The sequence below is a fragment of the Nocardiopsis mangrovi genome (assembly GCF_042653925.1).
Lineage (GTDB): Bacteria > Actinomycetota > Actinomycetes > Streptosporangiales > Streptosporangiaceae > Nocardiopsis_B > Nocardiopsis_B mangrovi.
In genome coordinates this window covers 1-16,566 of sequence record NZ_JBHSFQ010000006.1, presented here as the reverse complement: position 1 = coordinate 16,566, position 16,566 = coordinate 1, and the positions used below count along the sequence as shown (strand labels likewise).

Genomic DNA, 16,566 nt, shown 5'->3' with positions numbered 1-16,566 from the left:
CAGGAATCGTTTCGTGAGAGGTTCGGTCAATTGTCCAATCAGTCGGGAGCTGGACCGCGCTGGCTGCGCGGCATCATCTCCCTGATCATCGTGGTCGCCGCATTCGGCGCCGCATGGTTCGTACCGCCGCACCTGGGGCTCGACCTCAGCGGCGGCACCCAGATCGTCCTGGAGACCCAGGAAGGCGATGACGGCACCCCGGCCAACGCCGAGAACACCGACCAGGTCATCGAGGTGCTGCGCCAGCGCATCGACAGCCTGGGCGTGAGCGAGGCGACCATGTCGCGCTCGGGGGCCGACCGCATCATCGTCGAGCTGCCGGGCGTCCAAGACCCCACCGAGGCGGCCGAGATCCTCGGCCAGACCGCGCAGCTCACCTTCCACCCCGTCCTCGGCGTGCAGCCGGGGCAGGGCAGCGGGGTGCAGGCGCCGCCGATGCCCGGCGACAGCGCCAACGCGCCCGCCGACGCCTCCGGCGGCGGCACCGGTACCGCCGACGAGTCGCGCGCACCCGCCGACGGTGCCGACAGCGGCGGCGACGGCGGCGGCGAATCCGGCGGGTCGGACGTGCCCTCGGACGAAGAGCTCCAGCAGATGCTCCAGGGCCAGCAGCCCGGAGGGGGCGGCCAGCCCGCCGAGAACCCCGACGACGTCGAGCTGACGCTGCCCGACGAGGAGGGCAACCAGCTCCAGCTGGGCGCCGCCACCATCCAGGGCGACCAGGTCTCCAGCGCCGACGCGGTGCTCGACCAGACCACCAACACCCAGTGGCAGGTCAACGTCAACTTCCGCGGCGAGGGGCGCGACAACTGGGCCCAACTCACCGGTCAGGCCGCCTGCAACCAGCCCGGCGACCCGACCCGGCGCATCGCCATCGTCCTGGACGACCAGATCATCTCCTCGCCGGAGGTCAACCAGGACACCGCCTGCGACGTCGGCCAGACCGGCGGCCAGACCACGATCACCAGCCAGACCTTCGACCAGGAGAGCTCCGGGGAGCTGGCGGTCCTGATCGAGGGCGGCTCGCTGCCGCTGCCCGTCCAGGAGATCCAGCGCCAGACGGTCGGCCCGACGCTGGGTGAGGACGCGATCCAGGCCAGCTTCATCGCCGGCGCGGTCGGCATCCTGCTGACCGGCCTCTACATCTGCGTCGCCTACCGCCTGGTCGGCTTCCTGGCGTCGGTGGCCCTGGCGTGCTACACGCTGATCGCCTACGCGTCGCTGGTGGCCCTGGGGGCCACGCTCACCCTGCCCGGCCTGGCCGGGTTCGTGCTCGCGATCGGCATGGCGATCGACGCCAACGTGCTGATCTTCGAACGGGCCAGGGAGGAGTACCAGCACCAGGAGAAGGTCTACGCGGCCAACAAGTCGGCGGGTCTGGTCGACGCCACCGAGGCCGAGTCCGCGCAGGCCGAGGCGGGTGTGCTGTCGCGGCGCCGCCGCCGGGCCATTCCGCCCAACCTCCAGAAGGCGTTCGTCACGGGGTCGCAGAAGGCGTGGAGCGCCGTCATCGACACCAACATCACGACGCTCATCGCCGCGGCGCTGCTGTTCTTCTTCGCCTCCGGCAACGTCCAGGGCTTCGGTGTGACGCTGGGGCTGGGCACGCTGGCCTCCATGGTCTCCGCGCTGGTCATCGCGCGCGTGTTCGTGGAGTGGGCGGTGCGCCGCAAGGTCGTCCGCAACCGCCCCGCGATCTCGGGCATCTCCAAGATCAGCTCGGTGCGCGCCTGGCTGATCAAGCGCGACCCCGACCTGATGAAGAACGGCAAGCTGTGGCTGGGGATCGCCGGCGCGATCATCGCCGTGGCCATCGTCGGCATGATCGTGCGCCCGCCGAACTTCGGCGTGGAGTTCACCGGCGGCCGGGTCATGGACTTCACCACGCAGGAGTCCATCAGCGTCACCGACGCGCGCCAGGCGGTCGAGGACGCCGGGTTCGGCACAGCGGTCGTCCAGGAGTCCGGCGACGGCGGCATCTCCGTGCGCACGGGCCCGATCAGCGACGCCGAGGCCGAGGAGATCCAGCTCGCCCTGGACGACCGGACGGGCGGCGCCGAGCGCGTCTCCGACGAGCTGATCGGCCCGAGCATGGGCGACGAGCTGCGCAACCGGGCGCTCATCGCCCTGGCGGCGGCGCTGGCGCTGCAGATGGTCTACCTCGCCTGGCGGTTCCGCTGGTCCTTCGGCCTGTCGACGATCGCGGCGCTGGCGTTCGACCTGGTCGTCGTCATCGGCCTGTTCTGCTGGCTGGGCAAGCCGATCGACGGCGTCTTCCTCGCGGCACTGCTGAGTGTGGTGGGCTTCTCGGTGAACGACTCCGTGGTGGTGTTCGACCGGGTCCGCGACGAATGGGCGAACGATCCGAAGTCGAAGTTCCCCAGGATCACCAACTCGGCGATCCTGCACACCCTGCCGCGAACCGTGAACACCACCGTCGGCGGGCTCTTCATCCTGGCCACGCTCGCGATCTTCGGCGGGTCGTCGCTGACCGACTTCTCCATCGCGATGCTCGTGGGCCTGGTCTCCGGCATGCTGTCGACGATCTTCGTCGGCTCGCCGCTGGCGATCTGGTTGCAGAAGTGGGACAAGACGGCCCCGCCGCACGTGATCAAGGAGAAGAAGACCAAGCAGCGCAAGGAGCAGCGCACCGTCCGGGAGCAGACGGACGGCGCGGTGGTCTGACCCCCACCGGGCGCCCGGCAGCGCCCCGGTGTGGACCCGGTGCCCCCGGCGGATCCGTCCGCCGGGGGCACCCGTCGTTGCGGGCGCCCCATGGAGGGGAGGGACGCGCGGGCGTGCGCTCAGCGGTGCACGGCGTCGTAGACCTCGCGCTTGGGAACCCCGAGTTCCCGGGCGACCTCCACGACGGCCTGCTTGCGGGGCACCCCCGCTGTCTCGCGGTCGGCGACCGCGGCCGCGAGGTCGGCGGGCTCGCGGCTCACCGCGGCGGGCGCGGCCCCGGCGACCACGACGGTGATCTCGCCGCGCACCTCGCCGCGCGCCCACTCGGCGAGGTCGGCGAGCGGCCCGCGCCGCACCTCCTCGTAGGTCTTGGTGAGTTCGCGGCAGACGGCGGCCCGCCGATCGGGGCCGAACGCCTCGGCCATGGCCGCCAGCGTGGCGGCCAGGCGGTGCGGGCTCTCGAAGAACACCATCGTGCGCCGCTCGCCGGCGAGGTCGGCGAAGCGGCCGGCGAGCCCCTTGCGCGGGGGGAAGCCCTCGAAGCAGAAGCGGTCCGTGGGCAGCCCCGAGAGGACGAGGGCCGTGGTGACCGCGGTCGGACCGGGCACCGCCGTCACCCGCACCCCGGCCTCGGCCGCGGCGCTGACCAGGCGGTACCCGGGGTCCGACACCCCCGGCATGCCGGCGTCGGTCACGACCAGGACGTCGTGCCCCGCCAGCAGGTCGCCGAGCAGTTCCCGGGCCCGGCGGGTCTCGTTGGCGTCGTGATAGGACACGATCCGGGCCCCGGACTCGCCGCCGAGCCGGATGCCGACGCGGGCGGCGAACTGGCGCAGTCTCCGGGTATCCTCTGCCGCGATGATCCCCGCGCGGCCGAGTGCGTCGAGCAGCCGCGGGGGCGCGTCGTCGCGATGCCCGATGGGCAGCCCCGCGAGCGTGAGCGTCCCGGATCCGCCGGACTCCGTGGCTGCTGCCGTCACTTTCCACCCGTTCTCTAGACGCTACGGTGGGCTGTACCCCGCGCGCGGCCGACGGCCCGGCGCACCACCCATCTCCGACCAACTCTAAGAGCCGAGATGACGACCACCGCACTCCCCGCCGCCTCAGAACACCTCCCGACCACGTCGGCGTCCGTCCGCGACCGCCTGGTCCCGCCCATGCCGGGCCCGGCCTGGGCCGGCTGGCTCGGCGCGGTGCTCGTGGCCGCCTTCGCGGGCGTGCTGCGGTTCATCCGGCTCGGCAGCCCGCCGGAGATCTACTTCGACGAGACGTACTACGCCAAGAACGCGCTGTCGATCTGGGTCTACGGCTACGAGCACGAGACGGCCGAGAACGCCGACTCCATGCTCGCCAACGGCAACGACGGCATCTTCACCGGGGGCGCCGACTTCGTGGTGCACCCGCCGGTGAGCAAGTGGCTCATCGCGCTCGGCGACTGGGCGTGGGGGGTGCTGCCGTTCGGCGAGGCCGTGAGCGCGACCGGGTGGCGGCTGGCCGCGGCCGTGTTCGGCACCCTGTCGGTGCTGCTGCTGGTGCGCATCGCCACGCGGATGACCCGGTCGTGGCTGCTGGGCAGCACGGCGGGGCTCATCATGGCGCTGGACGGCCTGCACTTCACGCTGAGCCGCATCGCGATGGTCGACGTCTTCCTGATGTTCTTCATCCTCGCCGGGTTCGGCTGCCTGGTGATCGACCGCGACCGGGCCCGGGCCCGGCTCGCGGGGCTCACCGAGAGCGGGGCGATGGCAGCGGGCTGGCTCGGGGTGCGCTGGTGGCGCGTCGCGGCCGGGGTGTTCCTGGGCCTGGCGGTGGGGACCAAGTGGTCGGCGCTGTTCTACCTGGCGGCGTTCGGCCTGCTGACGGTCGCCTGGGACTACGGCGCGCGGCGCAGCGCGGGGCAGCGCAGGGTGGCGCTCCGCTGGCTGGGCTACGACGCCGTCCCGGCGTTCTTCCAGACGGTGGGCGTGGCCGCGGTCACCTACCTGGCCACATGGACGGGCTGGTTCGCCACCTCGGGCGGCTACGACCGCCAGTGGGGCGCGCAGAACACGCCGGGGGCGCTGGCGCAGCTGCCCGACCAGCTCTTGGGTCCGGTGAACGCGCTGATCAGCCTGGCGCACTACCACATGCAGGTGTTCAACTTCCACAGCGACCTCTCGAAGCCGCACGACTACGCCTCCCAGCCGTGGGAATGGCTGATCATGCGCACCCCCGTCGCCTTCTACTACAACGGCGACGAGACCACCTGCGGGGCCGACCGGTGCTCCAGCACGGTGCTGAGCATCGGCACGCCGGCGGTGTGGTGGCTGTCGCTGATCGCGCTGGTGGTGATGTTCGGCTGGTGGGTGACCTACCGCGACTGGCGGGCCGGAGCGGTGCTGCTCGGGGTGGCCGCGGGCTGGCTGCCGTGGCTGGCCTACCCCGAGCGCACGATGTTCGTGTTCTACGCGCTGCCGATGCTGCCGTTCCTGGCGCTGGCGATCACGCTCATGCTCGGACGGGCGCTGGGGCCCGCGGAGCACAGCCCCGACTACGTGCTCATGCGCCGGCTGGCCGGCGGGGTCGCCTACGGCGTGGTGCTGCTGCTCATCATCGCCAACTTCGCCTACCTGTACCCGGTCCTCAGCGCCGAGACGATCACCTACGAGCAGTGGGCCGAGCGCATGTGGTTCGAGACCTGGATCTACGGCAACGGCGGTCCGCCGACCGACTGATCCCGCCCCGATCCGGTCCGGCCCGGGGCGCCTGCCGCGACACGCCCATGGGCGCGAATCCACTAGTCCCGATTGGTGGAAAAATCAACCGGAACACCGCATCGGAATGCCCCGTTTTCAACGGTCGATTTTCGTCCCGAAAAGGCTCGGCAACGCCCGTATACGGCTGGTAGTGTTCTGCACCGGTTGCGGTTGTGGTTTCCATGGATGCCTAGGGCGCCTCGCGGAACTTACACGTGGGCGCTTGTCGTTTGGGCGGGAACTCCCGGGGACGGGCGCTCGGCAACCCGGGACCAGCAGGGTGCGGTTCCGTTGTAGTCCCCAAAGGGAGAGCAGATGGCTCAGGGCACCGTGAAGTGGTTCAACTCTGAGAAGGGTTTCGGGTTCATCGCCGTTGAAGGCGGCGGCCCGGACGTGTTCGTTCACTACTCGGCGATCGCGGGTACCGGCTTCCGGAACCTGGAAGAGGACCAGCAGGTCGAGTTCGAGATCACACAGGGCCCGAAGGGCCCTCAGGCGTCCAACGTGCGTGGGCTCTGACGTCGCCTGAATTCGTTTCTCGGCCCTTCGCTCGGTTTCGGGCGAAGGGCTGTTCGCTTTCCGGTGCCGATCGGCGCCGGCCCGCTCACTCGGACCGGTCGGCGGCCTCCGCATCGGGCGCGGCTCCGCGTCCGGGCACCCCGCCCAGCTCGCGCACCTGGTCGCTGAGCCGGGTGACCTGCTCGGCCAGCGCGTCGATCCGGTTCAGCACGGTCTCGTGCTGCCGCAGTTCGAGCTGCTGGTCCTCCTCCCACCGCTCGGCGCTGAACTCGTCCTCCATCGTGGTGACGATCACCGCGATGATCAGATTCAGCACGATGAACGCGCTGATCACGATGAACACCACGAAGTACAGCCATGCGTAGGGCGCCTCGCCCATGACCGAGTCGGAGATGTCCGGCCAGTTCTCCGTGGTCAGCAGCATGAACAGCGTGTAGAGCGTGGTCCCCAGGTCGCCGAAGTACTCCGGCGAGATCCCCTCGAACAGCTTCTCGCCCAGGACCGCCGCCGTGTACATGATCACGAACAGCACGCCGATCACGGCGCCGAGGCCCGGCACCGAGCGGAACAGCGCGTTGACGATCCCCCGCATCTGCGGGATGACGCTGATCAGCCGGAGCAGCCGCAGGATGCGCAGCAGCCGGAGCACGGAGAACCCCTCGGACGCTGGGATGAGCGCGACCCCCACGACCATCAGGTCGAACCAGTTCCAGGGGTCGCGGAAGAACGCCCAGCCGCGCGCCCACAGCTTGAGGGAGAGCTCGACGACGAAGAACGCGACGAACCCGTGCTCGGCCAGCCGGAAGTACGTCTCCAAATGGCCGAACCTGTCCTGGTAGGTCTCCATGCCCAGGGAGACCCCGTTGAGGATGATCACCAGGATGACCGCGTTCTGGAACCACCGCGCGTCGACGATCCGGCCGATGTGGTCACGCAGGGTCGGTGTCGTCTGTTCGGCCAATGCCTCTCCCACTGCACGAGGGCCGGAAAGCCCGGTGTACCGGCGGTTCCGGGATCCAGGCCCGGACCGCCACCACCCTAGCCGGGGGCCCTGGAACGCCGCGCGGGTGTGTCCGCATCCGGAAACGCGCAGGGCGCCACTAGGCTGTCCCGGTTCACCGGCTGACAGACATTAGTGAGGGCGGCGGAGGGTTGGGGATCGGCGGGGCGGCGGCGCGCGCGGGCCGGCGGCGGCACGGCCGCGGGCGCTTCGCGCATGCGGCGGCCTTCGCCGCGGCGTGCGCCGTGCTCATGCTCGCCACCGCCGACGCGGTCGCGGGCGGGCCGCTGAGCGCCGCCGACGCCGCGGTACACGCCTTCGCCGACCGGCACGAGCCCGAGGGCACCGCGCTGGCGGTGGCGGTCGCGGTGGCCCGGCTGGGCCAGCGCTGGGTCACCATCCCGCTGCTGGCGGCGGTGGGCGTGTGGGCGCTCGTCCGGCGGCGCGACTCCCGGCCGCTGCTGGCCGCGGGAACGGGGCTGGCCGCGCTCGCGGTGGCCGGCACGCTGCTCAAGGTCTTCGTGGGCCGGACCCCGCCGATCACCGGGGTGGACGTGGCCGATCCCGGGCTGGCCAACGTCGCCGAATACCTGGCCGTGCTCGTCGGCCTGGCCGCGGGGCCCTACGACGGTTTCGTCTCCCACCCCTCGGGGCACGCGGCGAACGCGGCGCTGAGCTACCCGCTGCTGGCCTGGCTGCTGTTCGGGGCCCGCGGGGTCCACCCCTCACACCGGGCGCTGCGCCGCGCCCTGGCGGCCGCCGCGGGGCCGGTCCTGGCGGTGGCGGCCATGGTGGTGCTCCTCGACTACCACTGGGTGAGCGAATCCGTGACGGGGATCGCACTCGGGGCCGCGGTCCTGGCGCCGGCCCTCCTGCTCCTGCGCCCTATTTCCGATTCGCCCGACCTTGCGTACACGGAGGATTCGGACAAAATCCTCCCCTCCACTGTGCCCCGGGGATCTTCCAGGGGTTAACCTGCTAAGTGGCCGTGACGACCACCACGAGGGGCCACCGAAGGGGTTGGGGCATGTTCAACATTGGGGCAGGCGAATTCATCGTCCTCGGTGTGCTCGCGCTCCTCATCTTCGGCCCCGACCAGCTGCCCAAGGCGGCGGCACAGGTCGGCAGGGTACTGCGGCAGCTGCGCCGGATGGCCGACAGCGCCAAGAGCGACATCCAGCAGGGGCTGGGTCCGGATTTCAAGGACTTCGACGTCCAGGACCTCAACCCCAAGCGCTTCGTGCAGAAGCACTTCTGGGAGGCCGAGGACGAGGAGGCCGACGCCTACCGCCGCCCGGTGTCCCAGCTCAACGGCAAGCGTCCGCCGTTCGACTCCGAGGCGACCTGAGCCGGCCCGTCCCCGCTCCCCGCGGGGCTCAGCCGAACAGCATCACGACGAACAGCGCCAGGCCGATCACCACGACCGACCCCACCAGGACCACGGGCGAGGCCACGGTGGCCACCAGCAGCTCGGCGGCCACCGTTCCGCACACGGCGGCCGCCGGCCAGGGCCAGCGGGGCGACGGGGGCCACTCGTTGCGCTGTTCCCGGTAGGCCGTCGCGAGCCCCGCCGCGGCGACCGCCGCCCAGAACACCACGTGGCCCCAGGCACGGGTACCGGCCGGGATGAAATCGGCGGCACTGCCGGTGTACATGACGAACAGCATGGTCAGCGTGATCAGCCGCCAGTGGCCGCCGCGGCCGCGCATCTCGGGGATCATCTTCACCCGCGCCGGGCTGTCCCGGCGGAAGCGTTCGGCCGCGACGGGCGGCGGGTCCGGCGGCGCCGGATCGGGCGGGGCCGGGGGCGGAAGGGGTGCCTCCGGGTAGTGGTAGCCGCCCGGGGCCTGTTCACCGATGGGGTACTCCCGGCCGGAGGGCTCCTCCGGTCGGTCCGGGCGCGGGTGGTCCGGGAACTCGGGCACGGTCCTCGACACCTTCTCTGCTCGCACGGTGTACGCCCGGATCCTTACCCCTGCTCGCCCCGCGGAACCGTGCCGCCGGGGGGCCGGCCGCCCGGATGCGGGCGGCCGGTGCCGTGCGCGGATCAGCCGCGGCCGGGGCGGCCGTAGTGCGCCTCCTCCCGGGCGTCGGTCCCGCGCGACCCGCTCAGCGGGCGGAACCGCAGGATCTGCGGGTCGTGGTCGCTGGCGCGGTCGTGGAACTCGGCGTTGATGCGCACGATCTCGTAGTCCGTGCGCCGGGCGAGCCGGGGGGCGACCAGAATGTGGTCCAGCGCCTGGGAGTTGCCGTCGAACAGGTAGTTGTACCGCTCCTCCTCCGGCAGCTCCAGCATCGGGTTGTGCAGCCCGCCGTCCTCGGTGAGCGCCTCCAGGGCCGGGGAGAACCAGAAGTCGTTCAGGTCGCCCGCCACCACGACGTTGGCCGCGGGGTCCGCTTCGAGGACGTCGTCGGCGAACGCCCGCACGAGTCCGGCCTGCGCGTTGCGCTGGACCTCGGACGAGCGCTCGGGCGGCTGGGCGAGGCCGTGCAGCGGCTGGTCGCCGCCTTTGGACGCGAAGTGGTTGGTGACGACCACCACGGTGCGGCCCTGGAACTCGAACTCGCCGGCCAGGGGCTTGCGGCTGTCGATCCAGGCGTCGGCGCCGGGCTCGATCCGGCCCGGCGAGACGCTGAGCTCGGCGCGCCCGCCGTCGCCCTCCGCCACCTCGACCGGCGTCGTGGCGTCGCCGCCCGGGCGGTCGGTGAAGGAGACGCGCCCGGGGTCGAACAGGAAGGCGTTGCGGATGTTGCCGCCGGGCTGCCCGCCGTCGGCCTTGTCCTCGGGGTCGATCTGCCGCCACTCGTAGTCGGGGCCGCCCGCCGCGGACACGGCCTCGGTGAGCCGGTCCAGGGTGCGGCCGGCCGTCACCGTGCCGTCGTCGGCGGGACCGTTGTCGTCCTGGATCTCCTCCAGGGCCACGATGTCGGGGGCGCCGAGGTTGTCGGCGATGCCCTCGGCCAGCCGGTCGAAGGCGGCCTGGTCCGACGCCGCCGACAGGTTCTCGACGTTGTAAGTGGCCACGGACAGCTCCCCGTCGCGCTGCCCGCCCGCCGTGCCCCGGGGCAGGCCGTTGTCGACGTGCTCGCCCATGGTGGTGGCCTTGACCACGTAGCCGCCGTAGCCGCTGTAGTAGAGCGGGCCCTCGGTGACGCCGGCGAGTTCGTCGCCCACGTCGGCTCGCGGAAAGGGAGCCTGGTCGCGGGGCAGCAGCGACTCGATCTTGAGGCGCCCGCTGTTGGCGTCGGCGTAGGAGCCGTAGGCGGTGCCGCCGCGGGGTGTGGCGTTGCGGCCGGGCTCGGTGGTGACCCACAGGGCGGAGAAGGGGTCGGTGGGGCCCACCACGCGGGCGTCTTCGACGCGGACCCGCATGTGCTCGCCCGCCGCCCAGAAGTCCAGCGCGTAGGAGCCGGGGTCCAGCGGCAGGTCGCCGATGTCGTCGCCTTCGGGCGCGTAGGCGGCGGGAACGGTCCCGGGTGCGAGGCCGATGGCCTCCGGCAGCTCCCGGTCCGCGCCGAGGACGGTCCACGAGGCGTCGCCGAGCTGGGTGATGGTCTGGAGTCCCGCGCCGGGGCTGTACTCGGCGACGGTCCCGGAGACCCGTACCTCGTCGCCGGCCGCCACGTCGGGGGTGCCGGACCCGGTGAAGACGAACAGCCCCTCGCTGGTGCGCGGGTCGCCGTCGCCCTCGGGGTCCTGGAACCAGAATCCGCGGGCGGAGCCGTAGGGGTTGACCGCCGTCACGACGCCCGGCAGGTCGGCCACCGTCCGGCCGGTGTAGGGCGACGTGCGCGTCGTTCCCTGGACATCGTGGATGCGCAGCCCGCCGGCTTCCTCGGGAACGGGGTCGGCGGTCGCCGGGGACGCGGCGTACGCGGTGATGAGCGACGCGCCGAGCGCGAGCGCCGTTGCGGCGCCGGCGGTGCGGGGCACGCGTCTGTGTGAGAGGGCCACCCTCTCCTCCACTTCGTGTCGGGGGTGGCCTCATCGTGCCCGTTGTGCATGACGGAACGGAATACCCGTTGTGAAGTCGGGACGACCTCCACCGCCGGCCGGGCGGTGGGGACGGGGGACGGTGGAGGACGGCCGTGCGGGGGCACCGCCACGGAGGGAAGGAGAACGGGTCCGGCGTGGTGGACCCCGGCCCAGGGGCATGGGCCGGGGTCCTCAGGGAACGGCGGTCCGGCCGGTGGCCGGTCCGGCGCCGGTGGTCCGAGCGCCTACTGCCAGCTCCATCCGCCATCGGACACGGGCGCCTCGGCCGCGGCCGGGAATGCCATCCCCAGCACCGCCGCGACCGAGATCGCCGCTATAGCACAGATCTTCTTGAGCACAGCGAACCTTTCCGTCGATACTTCATCCATCCCCGTCTTATAAGATGACCTATCGGTCACTCTCCACACAAGCCCCAGATCCGAATATTAGCGATGTTTCGTACCATTGTTTGCCTAGTGACGAAAATCCCGGATGCTCGAAAAGCCGACCCCATCGATCACCCCCGTTAAGTGCTGCGGCGACACAGCGTCAACAGGCAGAACGTCGGTCGGCGCGCATCCCGGCAATCGTCCCGCGCCGCAGATTTCCGAGGAGCGAAAAGCGTAGCTCTTCGCAGTCGCCCGGGTCCCCCTCCGGGCCCTCGACTCCGCGACTATCCGCGCGTGACCCCGAAGTTCCCGTTCATTCCCACTCCATCACCAGCGGCATCGGAGGGATTGCGAAAGTGTGACTCCGCGGTGTGTTTGGCATGAACAATTACCGCATCGCCGGACGAATCACCCTCCGTGACCGATAGGGCGGCGGGCGACCATCCGGAACACCCGACCGCACACGGGATCCCCGGGGGTCGGCGCTCGACGGCCATTGACGCACGCGCGCGTCGGGAAATTCGTCGGGGCTCCACGATGCACCGTCGAGCCCTTTCCAGTATGACAGGAGCACCAGCACCGCGAATACAGGGTGCGGGTTCGTACACCGCGGCCGTGGCCATTTTCCCGGCGGTGCACATGACCGGGATGCACTCCCTCCAGAGAATTCCCACGTCGCGCCATTGCGACCGGTCACCGATCAGCGACACGGCGTTCACCGAACCGCGACGGTCGCGAACGGATGACCCACGGTGATCTTACAGAAGCGGACGAATCAACCGCGATCGGCCGCCGGCCCGCGTGGCGCCGGGGCGGGGCCCCCGCCGTTCCGGAGGCGCGGAGGAGGGACACGTGCGCTCTCCCATCGTCGTGGATCCCGGGGGGCGGATCCGGAAGGTGCGGGACGATGCAGCACGGCGAAGTGCCGCAAAAGACGACAAATCACCATGCAACACGCAGGTCATGCCCGCAAGCAGGGGCTTCACACGTTCACGCCGTCGCCACCCGCGTGACCTCCCTTACGCCGCGGTTCGGCGGCCACGCCGACGACGCCGCCGCCCGGGTGCCCCGTCGCCGCGGCGCCGACCGCCCCCTGAGCGGCGAGCGCCGGGGGTGTAGCGGGCACCACCATCCGGGTGCCGCGTGCTCCCGCGTGAAGGTGTCGGCCGCTGGCGTGTGGCGGCAGGGGGCCCGCTCATAGCGTTCTCGGCATCGACATCCCCTCCATCTGAGGAACCCGCCCATGAGATCTCCGCTCCGACCGCCCCTCCGCCTCGTCGTCAGCGCGGGCCTGAGCACCGCCCTCTCCCTCGGCCTCATCGCCGGTGCCGCCCCGGCCATCGCCGGAACCGGGGCGTCCGCCGCCGATACCGGTGCGGCGGATCCGTCGCCGGTCTCCGAGGAGGGCGTGCGCGCGTTCCTCGACGAGCGCGTTCCCGCGCTGCTGGAGGAGTTCGACACCCCGGGTGCCGCGGTGTCGGTCTCCCAGGGATCGACGGCCCTGTTCCAGCAGGGCTACGGGGTCACCGACCTGGAATCGGAGGAGCCGGTGTCGGCCGAGGGGACGTCGTTCCCGGTCGCCTCGGTCTCGAAGTCGTTCACGGCGGTCGCCATGCTTCAGCTGGTCGACCAGGGCGAGATCGACCTCGGCACCGACGTCAACGAATACCTGCCCGAGGGCATCCGGATCCCCGACACCTACCCCGGCCGCCCGATCACCCCGCACCACCTGCTCACCCACACCTCGGGGTTCGAGGAGGCCGTCGGCGGCATGATGCCGGTCGAGGGCGAGCCCGTCAGCCCGCTCCGCGACTACATCGGCGAACACGTGCCCGAGCGGGTCGAACCGCCCGGCCGCTTCGTCTCCTACTCCAACTACGGGACCGCCATGGCCGGCCTCATCGTGGAGGAGGTCTCCGGCCAGGACTTCATGGACTACACCCAGGAGCACGTGTTCGCCCCGCTCGGCATGGAGCGCTCGGGTTTCGCCACGACGGACGCCGCCGGCGAGCGCTTCGACGTCCCGGCGGTGCACCGCTATCCCGGGCGCAACGAGGTCCAGCCCCCCGAAGCCCTCAACGTGATCCCGGCGGGCGGTGCCTACGCCACGGCCGCCGACATGACCCGCTTCATGGGCGCGCTGCTCGGCGGCGGCGAACTCGACGGGACCCGCGTCCTCTCCCCCGAGAGCACAGAGCTGATGCTGGGGCATCGGGCCGGCAACCACGACCTGCTCGCCGGCTCCGGGTACGGCACCTGGGAACGGCACCTCGACCCCGTCCGGGTGGTCGGCCACACCGGCGACCTCGGCGGCGCCCACTCCGAGTACGCGCTGGTGCCGGGCGCCGACCTGGGCGTCTTCGTCACGGTCAACAGCGACGGGTCCGGGACCGACATCCTGAACGACCTGCGGACGACCATCGTGACCGAGTTCCTGGAGGAGTTCGCCGGGACCGCGGCACAGGGCTCCGGGACCGCGGCCGACGGCGCGGGAAACGGCGACCCCGACGCGTTCGCCGGCGTCTACCTCACCACCCGGTCGGCCGAGAACGACCCCAGCGCCCTCAAGACCGCCATGGACCAGATGACCGTGACCGCCGCGGCGGACGGCACCCTGCGCACCTCCTCCCCGATCCTGTCCGGGGCCACGTGGACGCCGATCGGCGACGGCGTGTTCCGGAACGAGACCGGCGACCGCCTGGCCTTCATGGAAGAGGACGGCGAGATCATCGGGCTGACCATGGACGCCCTCGCCAGCCAGGGCTACAAGCGCGTCGACGCCTACGCCGACCCGCAGCTGCACGTCATGGTGGCCCTGGGCGCGCTGGCGGTCATCGCGACCATGGTGGCGTGGCCGGTGACCGCCCTGGTGCGGACCGTGCGCGGGGCCGACGCCGCCCCCTACCGCGGCGCGGCCCGCGCCGGCCGGATCGGCGCGGCGCTGACCGGGCTCATCTGCGTGGGCTTCACCGGTTTCCTGGTCTACGCGCTGTCGAACGGGGGCATGCTGGAGACCCTGCTGTTCACCTCGTCGCCGGCGCTGACCGTTCCGCTCGCGATCGCCGGGGTGCTCACCGCCGGGCTGCTGGTGGCGGCCGCCGCCTCCTGGTCCCGCGGATGGTGGACCCTCTCCGGGCGCCTGCACTACACGCTGGTGGTACTGGCGGCCGCGGTCTTCATCGGGATCGGCGGCTGGTACAACCTGGTGTGGCTGCCCTGACCGACGCGCCGCGGCGGCCCCGCCCGGCGGCCCACCGGACGACCCCCCTCTCGACCCCTCCCGGGTCGTTCACCTGAAAGGGGCCGGCGCGAGCCGGCCCCTTCTCCGTTCTCCCTCGATGCGAAGCGGTGGAAGCGGTGACACCGTGCGTTCGGCGGCAGGCGGTGTTCCCCCGAACCCGTTCGGCGACGACAATCGATAGAGGCGTTGAACGACCGTCCGGGGCCCTCCCGCCCGGAGCGGCGGACCGGGAACGAAAGAGGACGGCATGCCCGACGGAAAAGAAGAGGACATCCCCCTTGAGCTGGATGACGGGCTGGGGGAGGAAGCGCCGGAAAATCCCGCGGTCGAATCCTCACCTGTTCCCACGGACCTGCACTACGTCATCAACACCTATGCCGATCTGGAGATGGACGACCCCTTCCCGCCGATGATGTCGGAGGAGGACGTCGAGAAGAACGACTGGTTCCTGAGCTTCAAGTCCGACCAGAAGAGCCCGGCCGGCATGACCCACTACCTGGTATCGAACCTCCCGGGCAGCAAGGGTCAATGGACCCAGAACCAGGGGACCTCCGGGGGTAGCTGGACCGGGGCCTCCGACGCCAAGACGTACTACTCGGGCATCGCCTACAACTATGACTTCATGTTCAACCCCAAGGGCCGGGCGTTCTTCCACCACTTGTGGCTGGCCATCAACGGGCCGTGGCTGGGCGAGAACGGCCGGACGTTCAACCCCAAGACCATGGTCAACCTGGCATCGGACCTCGACGACCTGCTGAGCATGGTCAACAGCAGGACCGACGACATCGCCTCGTGGCGCACCACCGCCAAGGACACCCTCAAGGGCGCGACCGCCGACATCTTCGTGCAGCACCTGGGCAACCTCCAGCTGCGGTTCAACGCCCTGGGCAAGCAGGTCGCGGACTATCCCGAGGCGCTGCGCGACACCCGGAACGCGGCCGTGTCGACCGCGGGCGAGAAGATCCGCCGGGCCTACGACGACTGGCTGGCCACCGGCCTGTGGGACCCCAAGCTCGTGGTCGACAAGTGGTTCGAGGACAACAAGGACATCGCCACGCTCAGCAAGGGCGACAAGACCACCCAGATCGGGGACATCGGGGCCGCCAACGACGCCAACACCTGGAAGGAGATCCAGGAGCGGATCAAGAAGTCCTGGCGCAACGAGCTCAACACCTTCGTCACCGCCGCCTCCGACGCGATGAAGACCCTCTCCACCGCCTACACCGACAACCAGGCCAAGTTCGTCGAGATCAAGCCGCCCGAGGCGCTGACGCTGGACTGGTCGGGTGTGGGCGGCGGTGGTGGTGGCGGTGGGGGCGGTGGTGGTGGCGACGGTGAGAACGGTCCCTCCGACATCGAGAACGAGTACAACGAGACGCTGGAGGAGTGGTACCGCAAGCAGATCGAGTGGCTGGAGAACAACCCGCCCGGCGGGGGCGACGGCGACGGTGAGGGTGAGGGCGGCGGCGGTGGCTCCGACAAGGAAGAGGAGTACAACAACGCCCTCGACGAGTACTACCAGAAGCTGATCGACGAGCTGGAGAGCGGGCCTGAGGGCGGTGGCGGCGACCTCGGCGGCGAAGGCGGCGGCGGCGGCGATAATCCCGGCTCCGATAACGAGGAGCGCTACAACAACGCCGTCGACGAGTACTACAACAACGCCATCGACGAGCTGAACTCCGGGCCCGAGGGCGGCGGCGGCGGCCTCGGCGGCGAAGGCGGCGGCGGCGGCGATAATCCCGGCTCCGATAACGAGGAGCGCTACAACAACGCCGTCGACGAGTACTACAACAACGCGATCAACGATTTGAACTCCGGGCCCGAGGGCAGCGGCGGCGGCCTCGGCGGCGAAGGCGGCGGCGGGGACAACCCCGGCTCCGACAGCGAGGAGCGCTACAACAACGCCGTCGACGACTTCTACGACCAGCAGGCCGACAACCTGCAGTCGGAGACCGGCGGCGGGCCGGTGCCGATCGGCGGCGGGGGGCAGCTGGGCGGCGGCGGGGGCGGTAACAACGCCC

At 71.0% G+C, this 16,566-nt stretch carries 11 protein-coding genes and 1 pseudogene; 7 read left to right on the top strand and 5 right to left on the bottom strand.

The features are described from left to right. Positions 1-30 precede the first annotated feature (30 nt). Complete coding sequence (gene secD / locus ACFO4E_RS08695) at positions 31-2,685, top strand: protein translocase subunit SecD (protein ID WP_378572682.1); 2,655 nt, start codon at positions 31-33, stop codon at positions 2,683-2,685. A 119-nt stretch (positions 2,686-2,804) separates the two neighbouring features. On the opposite strand, the gene rsmI is transcribed toward secD, so the two are convergent. Then, entirely contained in the window at positions 2,805-3,665 is an 861-nt protein-coding gene (gene rsmI / locus ACFO4E_RS08690; protein ID WP_378572680.1) for a 16S rRNA (cytidine(1402)-2'-O)-methyltransferase, read from the bottom strand. A 96-nt stretch (positions 3,666-3,761) separates the two neighbouring features. Here rsmI and ACFO4E_RS08685 point away from each other — a divergent pair, with 96 nt between their 5' ends. Together ACFO4E_RS08685 and ACFO4E_RS08680 are read left to right on the top strand one after the other, a co-directional pair. After that, positions 3,762-5,399: a dolichyl-phosphate-mannose--protein mannosyltransferase gene (locus ACFO4E_RS08685; RefSeq protein ID WP_378572679.1), complete on the top strand. Its 1,638-nt coding sequence runs from the start codon at positions 3,762-3,764 to the stop codon at positions 5,397-5,399. Positions 5,400-5,735: 336 nt separating this feature from the next. Continuing rightward, positions 5,736-5,939 carry a cold-shock protein gene (locus ACFO4E_RS08680; RefSeq protein WP_378529640.1) on the top strand — a complete coding sequence of 68 codons (204 nt, stop codon included), beginning with the start codon at positions 5,736-5,738 and terminating at the stop codon, positions 5,937-5,939. An 85-nt stretch (positions 5,940-6,024) separates the two neighbouring features. Here the strand turns inward: ACFO4E_RS08680 and ACFO4E_RS08675 are convergent, their stop codons facing one another. Continuing rightward, positions 6,025-6,900 (bottom strand): ion transporter, encoded by an 876-nt coding sequence (locus ACFO4E_RS08675; RefSeq protein WP_378572677.1) that lies wholly within the window; start codon positions 6,898-6,900, stop codon positions 6,025-6,027. A gap of 191 nt (positions 6,901-7,091) precedes the next feature. Here ACFO4E_RS08675 and ACFO4E_RS08670 point away from each other — a divergent pair, with 191 nt between their 5' ends. Further along, positions 7,092-7,913 (top strand): phosphatase PAP2 family protein, encoded by an 822-nt coding sequence (locus ACFO4E_RS08670; protein ID WP_378572676.1) that lies wholly within the window; start codon positions 7,092-7,094, stop codon positions 7,911-7,913. A 53-nt stretch (positions 7,914-7,966) separates the two neighbouring features. Continuing rightward, positions 7,967-8,287: a sec-independent translocase gene (locus ACFO4E_RS08665; RefSeq protein WP_378572674.1), complete on the top strand. Its 321-nt coding sequence runs from the start codon at positions 7,967-7,969 to the stop codon at positions 8,285-8,287. 28 nt (positions 8,288-8,315) lie between these two features. Here the strand turns inward: ACFO4E_RS08665 and ACFO4E_RS08660 are convergent, their stop codons facing one another. The 3 genes from ACFO4E_RS08660 to ACFO4E_RS08650 form a co-directional block, all read right to left on the bottom strand. After that, positions 8,316-8,864, bottom strand: coding sequence for a hypothetical protein (locus ACFO4E_RS08660; protein WP_378572672.1), 549 nt, complete (start codon positions 8,862-8,864; stop codon positions 8,316-8,318). 122 nt (positions 8,865-8,986) lie between these two features. Further along, on the bottom strand, positions 8,987-10,873 hold the full coding sequence (locus tag ACFO4E_RS08655) for an endonuclease/exonuclease/phosphatase family protein (protein ID WP_378572670.1): 1,887 nt from the start codon (positions 10,871-10,873) through the stop codon (positions 8,987-8,989). 287 nt (positions 10,874-11,160) lie between these two features. Continuing rightward, entirely contained in the window at positions 11,161-11,304 is a 144-nt protein-coding gene (locus ACFO4E_RS08650) for a hypothetical protein (protein ID WP_378572668.1), read from the bottom strand. 1,243 nt (positions 11,305-12,547) lie between these two features. On the opposite strand from ACFO4E_RS08650, the gene ACFO4E_RS08645 reads away from it, so the two are divergent. After that, complete coding sequence (locus ACFO4E_RS08645; protein WP_378572666.1) at positions 12,548-14,524, top strand: serine hydrolase domain-containing protein; 1,977 nt, start codon at positions 12,548-12,550, stop codon at positions 14,522-14,524. A gap of 268 nt (positions 14,525-14,792) precedes the next feature. Further along, positions 14,793-16,566, top strand: a pseudogene (locus ACFO4E_RS08640) (hypothetical protein); the annotation flags it as partial.

What these genes read in the sequence shown, in the direction of transcription:
- ACFO4E_RS08685 (WP_378572679.1), top strand. Translation starts at nt 3,762, where the DNA reads ATGACGACCACCGCACTCCCCGCCGCCTCAGAACACCTCCCGACCACG.
- ACFO4E_RS08680 (WP_378529640.1), top strand. Translation starts at nt 5,736, where the DNA reads ATGGCTCAGGGCACCGTGAAGTGGTTCAACTCTGAGAAGGGTTTCGGG.
- ACFO4E_RS08665 (WP_378572674.1), top strand. Translation starts at nt 7,967, where the DNA reads ATGTTCAACATTGGGGCAGGCGAATTCATCGTCCTCGGTGTGCTCGCG.
- ACFO4E_RS08650 (WP_378572668.1), bottom strand. Translation starts at nt 11,304, where the DNA reads ATGGATGAAGTATCGACGGAAAGGTTCGCTGTGCTCAAGAAGATCTGT.
- ACFO4E_RS08645 (WP_378572666.1), top strand. Translation starts at nt 12,548, where the DNA reads ATGAGATCTCCGCTCCGACCGCCCCTCCGCCTCGTCGTCAGCGCGGGC.